This window comes from Pseudomonas meliae (genome assembly GCF_001400515.1).
In the GTDB taxonomy this organism is placed as follows: domain Bacteria; phylum Pseudomonadota; class Gammaproteobacteria; order Pseudomonadales; family Pseudomonadaceae; genus Aquipseudomonas; species Aquipseudomonas amygdali.
Genome location: NZ_LJQT01000120.1, coordinates 1 through 5,989, shown reverse-complemented (window position 1 = coordinate 5,989; position 5,989 = coordinate 1). Strand labels below are relative to the sequence as shown.

The 5,989-nt window shown below is 58.6% G+C and carries 6 protein-coding genes; 3 read left to right on the top strand and 3 right to left on the bottom strand.

What is annotated here, in order from left to right; translation table 11 throughout:
* Positions 1–186 (top strand): hypothetical protein (locus tag ALO64_RS25895; RefSeq protein ID WP_217996266.1); only part of this gene is annotated, 186 nt, incomplete at its 5' end.
* A 111-nt stretch (positions 187–297) separates the two neighbouring features.
* Here the strand turns inward: ALO64_RS25895 and poxB are convergent.
* From poxB to ALO64_RS05415, 3 genes are all read right to left on the bottom strand, one after another.
* Positions 298–2,016: a ubiquinone-dependent pyruvate dehydrogenase gene (gene poxB / locus ALO64_RS05425; protein ID WP_044345461.1), complete on the bottom strand. Its 1,719-nt coding sequence runs from the start codon at positions 2,014–2,016 to the stop codon at positions 298–300.
* 151 nt (positions 2,017–2,167) lie between these two features.
* Complete coding sequence (mrdA, locus tag ALO64_RS05420) at positions 2,168–4,057, bottom strand: penicillin-binding protein 2 (protein WP_044345460.1); 1,890 nt, start codon at positions 4,055–4,057, stop codon at positions 2,168–2,170.
* A 138-nt stretch (positions 4,058–4,195) separates the two neighbouring features.
* On the bottom strand, positions 4,196–4,624 hold the full coding sequence (locus tag ALO64_RS05415; RefSeq protein ID WP_005733545.1) for a winged helix-turn-helix transcriptional regulator: 429 nt from the start codon (positions 4,622–4,624) through the stop codon (positions 4,196–4,198).
* Positions 4,625–4,712: 88 nt separating this feature from the next.
* Here ALO64_RS05415 and ALO64_RS05410 point away from each other — a divergent pair, with 88 nt between their 5' ends.
* Both ALO64_RS05410 and ALO64_RS05405 read left to right on the top strand, forming a co-directional pair.
* Positions 4,713–5,570 (top strand): SDR family oxidoreductase, encoded by an 858-nt coding sequence (locus ALO64_RS05410; RefSeq protein ID WP_044345459.1) that lies wholly within the window; start codon positions 4,713–4,715, stop codon positions 5,568–5,570.
* Positions 5,571–5,667: 97 nt separating this feature from the next.
* Positions 5,668–5,973, top strand: a complete 306-nt coding sequence (locus ALO64_RS05405; protein WP_002553806.1) for an RcnB family protein — start codon at positions 5,668–5,670, stop codon at positions 5,971–5,973.
* Positions 5,974–5,989: the final 16 nt, after the last annotated feature.

Here is a 5,989-nt window from a genome sequence, read left to right as displayed (position 1 = left end):
CCTTGCTCGGAGCTTCCTTATCAGCCTGCCGTAGCCGGCCTTGTTTCCGTATCACTGTCTCGGCTGCCTTCCGGGAAGCTTTACCCACTATTTGAATTTGTTAATTCAAATAGCGAACTTGATAAAGCAGAGGGCGTGGGAAGTTTGGATCCGCAAAGAAATGACCGCCGCCTGGGGCGGTCATGATGAGAAGATAAATATAAAACACCGAGAGTGTCACCTGTAACAGCGATGACAATCTCGATAGAGAGAAGTTGCAACTTTTTTTCTATTAAACCCATACGTTTTTATAATTGATTAACGCAGGTTGGTTTTCGCCAGCTCCAGCACCTCACTGCCCCGCCCGCTCATGATCGCGCGCATCATGTACAAGCTGAAGCCCTTGGCCTGGGCCAGCTTGATTTTCGGCGGGATGCCCAGCTCCTGCTTGGCAGTGACCACGTCGATCAGCACCGGACCGGGATGATCGAACGCCTTGCGCAAGGCGGCAGTCAACTCTTCGGCATCCTCGACACGCAGGCTGAGAATGCCTGCGCCCAAGGCAATCCCGGCGAAATTGGTTTCATGCAGGTCGGTACCGTGCGGCACGTAGCCACTGGCTTTCATTTCCATGTCGACAAAGCCCAGCGAGCTGTTGTTGAACACCACCATTTTGATCGGCAGGTTCAGTTGGCGGATGCTCAGCAGATCTCCCAACAACATCGACAGGCCACCATCGCCACACAACGCCACCACCTGACGATCCGGATGTTCGGCCTTGGCCCCCAGAGCTTGTGGCAAAGCGTTGGCCATCGAGCCGTGGTTGAACGAGCCGAGCAGACTGCGCTTGCCGTTCATGTGCAGGTAGCGTGCGGCCCACAGCGTTGGCGTGCCTACATCGACGGTAAAGATTGCATCAGCGTCCGCTTGCTCGTCGACCAATCGAGTGAGGTATTGCGGGTGAATAGGCGTGCCGTCTGGCGTAGGCGTGGCCAGTTCGTCCAGCTCTTCACGGGCCTTGGCGTAGTGCTTGAGGGCCTTGTCGAGGAAGCGGCGGTCGGCGTGCGGCTTGAGTTTTGGCTGCAATGCGTCGAGGGTTTCCCGTACCCCGCCGACCAGACCGAGCGCCACCGGCGTGCGGCGACCCAACTGTGTAGGGTCGAGGTCGATCTGGATGATGTTGGCTTTTTCCGGGTAGAAATTCCGATATGGGAAGCTGCTGCCGAGAATCACCAGCGTGTCGCAGGACAGCATGGCGTGATAGCCGGAGCTGAAGCCGATCAGGCCGGTCATGCCGACGTCGAACGGGTTGTCGTATTCAACGTGCTGCTTGCCACGCAAGGCATGAACAATGGGGGCGCCCAGCGTATCGGCCAGTGCAAGAATCTGCTCGTGAGCACCTGCACAGCCTGCACCGCACAGCAAGGTCACGGCTTTCGAGTCGTTGAGCATGTCGGCCATCGACTGCAAGTCGTTGTCTGCCGGGACGACAGCTGGCGGCGTGGGCTCAATCCATTTCGCAGCTACATCAGGGGATTCGCTGAGCGCTACATCGCCGGGCAAGACGATAACGGCAACACCTTTCTGGCTGATCGCCGCGCGCATGGCACGTTCCAGCACACGGGGGAATTGCTCGGGGTTGCTGACCAGTTCGACGAAGTGGCTGCACTCCTTGAACAGCTCCTGCGGGTGGGTTTCCTGAAAGTAATCCAGGCCGATTTCCGAGGAAGGAATGTGCGCAGCAATTGCCAGCACCGGCACGCGGTTGCGATGGCAGTCGTACAGGCCATTGATCAGGTGCAGGTTGCCCGGTCCGCAGCTGCCTGCACAGACCGCCAGCTTGCCGCTGGATGCCGCCTGGGCACCGGCGGCGAAGGCTGCGACTTCTTCATGACGGGTGTGCATCCAGCGAATCGAATCGGTGCGTTCCAGGCTGTCGGTCAGGCCGTTGAGGCTGTCACCGGACACCCCCCAGATGTGGGAAACACCTGCCGCTGCGAGGGTTTGCGCAAGATGGTCGGCGATGGTCTTGGACATTAGGGGTTCCTTGTCGAGGCAATAATGAATTCGGTAAAACGCGCGCAGCGCTCTGCTACACCTGTTGTGGTCGACCCGATGAATTCTCGACAGTTCAGAAAACCTGAGCCCTGTTCAGGGCTCGGTCAGACAGTTTGCATTGGCAAACAATTCAGGCGTGCGGGTTGCCCGGCGCCTTAGCAGGGACTGCGTATTGCGGTTTGAGCTTGCCCTCGCTGTCGAGCAGCCAGGCATCGAGAATTTCCCGGACCACAGGGCCCGCGACTCGACCGCCCGCTTCGCCGTTCTCGATGGTCACCGACACCACGATCTTCGGATGATCGGCTGGCGCGAAGCCGACGAACAAGGCGTTGTCACGGTTACGCTCCAGCGTCTTCAGACGGTTGTAACGCTCACCCTGCTTGATCGCCACCACCTGCGCCGTACCGCTTTTGCCAGCGATGCGGTACTGCGCGCCCTTGGCGGCATCGCGCGCAATGCCGCGCGGATCGTGCATGACCATCTGCATGCCGGTGTTGACCTGATTCCATTCGTTGGGATCGCGCAGCACGATGTTTGGCATCGGGTGCTCATCAAGCGGCACGTCGTGGCCTACTTCCATCGCCAGGTGCGGTCGATGCCAGACGCCTTTGCTGGCAATCAGTGACGTTGCCTGAGCCAGTTGCAATGGCGTGACCTGCATGTAGCCCTGGCCAATGCCGAGAATCACCGTTTCGCCCGGGAACCACGCCTGGCGGCGTGTAGCGCGCTTCCATTCGCGGGACGGCATCAGCCCGGTCGATTCCTCGAACATGTCCAGCGAGACCTTCTGACCGATGCCGAACATGGTCATGTAGTCGTGCAGGCAGTCGATGCCGAGCTTGTGCGCGACAGTGTAAAAGTAGGTGTCATTGGAACGCATGATCGCTGTGTCCATATCCACCCAGCCATCGCCGCTGTGGTTCCAGTTACGGTATTTGTGGTCGAAGTCCGGCAGCTGGAAATAACCGGGGTCGAAGACCTTGGTCGAGGCTGTGACCACACCGCTGTCGAGACCGGCAATCGCCACCTCCGGCTTGACCGTCGAGCCCGGTGCGTAAAGGCCACGCAGCACCCGGTTGAACAGCGGCCGGTCAATGGAATCGCGCAGCGCAGCGTACTGCTTGAAGCTGATGCCGGTGACGAACAGGTTGGGGTCGAAGCTTGGTTTGCTGACCATCGCCAGCACTTCGCCGGTTTCCGGGTCCAGCGCAACCACCGAACCACGTCGATCACCCAGAGCGTTTTCCGCTGCGGCCTGCAAATGCGCGTCCAGCGTGAGGGTGATGTTCTTGCCCGGCACCGGGTCAGTATGTTTCAGCACCCGCAGCACGCGGCCTTGGGCGTTGGTTTCGACCTCTTCGTAGCCTACGTGGCCGTGCAGCTCGGATTCGTAGAAGCGCTCGATACCGGTCTTGCCGATGGATTGAGTGCCGCGATATTCGTTGTCGAGATGCGACGCTTCTTTTTCGTTGATACGCCCGACATAGCCAATCGAATGAGCAAAATGCGCGCCCAACGGGTAGTGACGAACGAACTGCGCTGCCACATCCACGCCCGGTAGCAGGTACTGATTGACCGCCAGTATGGCGATCTGCTCCTCGGTCAGCTCATACAGCAGGGTTGCGGGCTCGAACGGGTGGCGAACCTGTTTCAGTTCCTTGTCGAACAGAATCCGGTCTTCGTCGGGCAACTCCAGCAGGGTCATCAGTTCATCGATCACCTTGTGCCAGTCACCGGCGCGCTCACGGGTCAGGGTCAGGTTGAAACTGGGGCGATTGTCAGCGAGCACTTCGCCATTGCGGTCAAAGATCAAACCGCGCTCGGGCGGGATCGGCAGCACGTGAACACGGTTGTTTTCGGAAATGGTCGAGTGATAGTCGAACTCGGTGACTTGCAGGAAATACATGCGCGCGACCAGACAGGCAGCCAGCAGGCCGACCAGCACCGCGCAGGCAATCAGGCGCTGATTGACCAGCCGCGTCTCTTTTTCGTGGTCTTTCAGGGGAATTGGATTGGGCATTTCTACAGCTTCTCGGTGAAGGGCAAACGGCGCAACTAAACGTGTATATAAAGATTTCGGCGCGCACCATACCAAGAAGCGGCTGATTGCAGGCGATCAAGCCGACAATCGCAGGATGAAAAATCTGTCAGAAAAGACTCATTCGGGCGTGATCTGCAGCGTATTCGACGCTTCACGGGCCTGCATAATGCGCGGCAGATTGGTCTCGATCCAGGTAACGAGTGTTTCAACCTGCAAGGCGACTTCTTCGCCCATCGGGGTCAGCCGGTATTGAACATGCGGCGGCACCACCGGCAGTGACTTGCGGCTGACGAAGCCGTCCTGCTCCAGGTGCTGCAGGGTTTGCGCGAGCATTTTCTCGCTGACCCCGCCAATTTTGCGCCGCACCTCGCTGAAACGATGCATGCCGCCGCGCAAAACCACCAGCACCAGCACGCCCCAACGGCTGCAAACATGGTTGAGCACAATCCGTGAAGGGCAATCAGTGGCCAGTACCTGCCCCTGACGAACGAAGGCCAGCATGGACTCGACCGTTTCAGACTGTGGACGCGAGGCAGATTCACTCATGACACTTACCTTTTTGTACGTACTTACGAAAGGTAAGCATGATGACTATGCTGGCGCTTCCTTTCAACCTGATTCAAGGAATCCTTCCATGATCGTTGTCACCGGTGCCACTGGCCAGCTTGGCCGTATCGTCATTGAACAGCTGCTCACTCGTGTACCTGCCGGGCAGATCATTGCCGCAGTCCGCAGCCCGGAAAAGGCCAGTGACCTCTCGGCAAAGGGCATTCAAGTTCGTCATGCCGACTATTCGCAGCCGTCGACGCTGGACAACGCGTTTGCCGGTGCCGACAAAGTGCTGCTGATTTCGTCCAGCGAAGTGGGCCAGCGCCTGCCGCAGCACAAGGCCGTGATTGATGCGGCGAAACGCGTCGGGGTCAAACTGCTGGCTTACACCAGTGTTCTGCATGCAGACGCCTCGGCACTGGGCCTGGCCAGAGAGCACCGCGAAACCGAAGATTACCTGCGCGACAGCAGGCTGCCTTATGTCCTGCTGCGCAATGGCTGGTACACCGAAAACTACACAGCAGGCATTCCCGGCGCGCTGGACCATGGCGCGGTCATGGGCTGTGCCGACGAGGGCCGCATCAGTTCGGCGTCGCGCCTCGATTACGCTGAAGCTGCGGCGGTGCTGCTGACCTCCGGCGAGGATCAGAGCGGTCGCGTGTACGAGCTGGCTGGTGACGATTCCTACACACTTGCTGAGTTCGCTGCCGAGCTTTCAAAGCAGGCCGGCAAGACTCTGCCTTACGTCAACCTGCCGCAAGCCGAATTCAAAGCCGCGCTGATCCAGGCAGGCTTGCCAGACTTCGTTGCGCAGTTGCTGGCTGATTCCGACGCGGCCGCAGCCAAAGGCGCGCTGTTCGATAACAGTCACCAGTTGAGCGCACTGATCGGTCGTCCGACCACCAGGCTCTCTGTAACCATCGCCCAGACCCTGCAAGGCTAAGCGCGGCAAACCCGATCGAATGATTTGCAAACGTGAGGGTCCCAGTTGTTACGAGGCATTAAGCCATCGCCTGATACCAAAGACTGGGAGTCTTTACATGAATAGCAAATCGTTGATCGCCTGCATGACCTTGCTCGGCTGCTTCTCCGCCGTCACCCTGCCCGCTCACGCAGAGACGGCGGACCCGAAAGTCACCGAATCCAAGGACAACGCCCATGAGCTGGAAGTAGGCTCCCGCGTTCCGGAAAAATATCGCCGCAGCGACCTGGAAGTGAAGGACTGGAAAAGTAAAGGCCTGGAAACACCCGCCAAGGAAAGCGAATGGGTAAAGATTAACGACAAGTACGTGCGTTTCCAGAAGGTCAATGGCCAGATTATGGACATCGTGCCGGTGAAGAAGTAAGGGAAACTCTGAAAAA